This is a genomic window from Vibrio sp. 1249-1, assembly GCF_033340495.1.
This window is the reverse complement of record NZ_JAWOWJ010000154.1, coordinates 1-1,025: the sequence shown is the minus strand read 5'-3', so window position 1 is coordinate 1,025 and position 1,025 is coordinate 1. Positions and strand designations below refer to the sequence as shown.

Here is a 1,025-nt window from a genome sequence, read left to right as displayed (position 1 = left end):
CGGAAACGTGTTCCAAGCTTGAACCATCTTTGCCCCCCAAATTCCAGCCCAAGACAAACCAGAAATCAGGAAAAACAGTAAAACGAGGGACAACACACCACCTAGGTTAGCGTGCACATCGCGCAATAAAATACGAGAACCTTGGGCAATACGGATTTTCAAAAAGCCTGCTCGACTGGCGTTGTCGCGAGGAAGCCAGAGATACAAGCCCGACACCAAAAGTAAAATACCTAAGCTGGCTGATATTTCGATTAAACGATCGCCAAGCTCACCAATTAGCAAGGTGCCATGAATGTTATTCATCAGCTCATAAACGCTGTCTGAGCGATCAATAGTGCCTTGAACCTCGCCCGTGTATGGATTGACTGCAGCAACGAGCGAACGTCCATCTTCCGCTTTAATTGAAAACCGGTTGGCAAGATGCGCTGTTTTGGCAGGCACAAATTGAGTAACGCTGAAATCGGGATAGGCTTGCTTAACCGACTCTAACTGGATGGACACTGGTGCCTTGTGCTCTTGCGGCACCACTTTTAGCGTAGTCTCATAGCGAGCCAGTTCAATCTCATCATCAAACAGCATCACCAGTCCGGTGACGGACAGCATGAGCATAAATGGGATAACGAATAATCCTGCGTAGAAATGCCATCGCCACGTCATAAAGTAGATGGATTTTGCGCGCGACGCTTCCTTGAGTTGAGGCTTTGTTGAGTTTCTCAACATATTTATTTCCTTTTCATTTTTGCACGCCAAAAACGCTGACCAAATGCTTCCCCCCACATGCTTTTCTATGCGGTGAAATTTGGACAGGTTTGGGAGTGCGACTGCTTGAATGAGCAGTGTATGTGTGACTTTACTTATTGTTTTTATGGATTATGAAAAAGAAACCACAGGCGGCGCACGTGGAACTGGCGTTTCAAATCGTACACTTAGAGCCAAAAAAGTGTAGCGTTCAGAAATCACCGAGCTCAGTCGTGAAAGTATCGGTGTAGTTGGAAGTGAATCTTGGTGGAAAGTGGAAAAGTGAC

At 46.2% G+C, this 1,025-nt stretch carries 1 protein-coding gene; it reads right to left on the bottom strand.

Annotation, left to right across the window (positions count from 1 at the left end):
- Positions 1–720 (bottom strand): PepSY domain-containing protein (locus tag R7Z50_RS24915; protein WP_318149405.1); only part of this gene is annotated, 720 nt, incomplete at its 3' end.
- Positions 721–1,025: the final 305 nt, after the last annotated feature.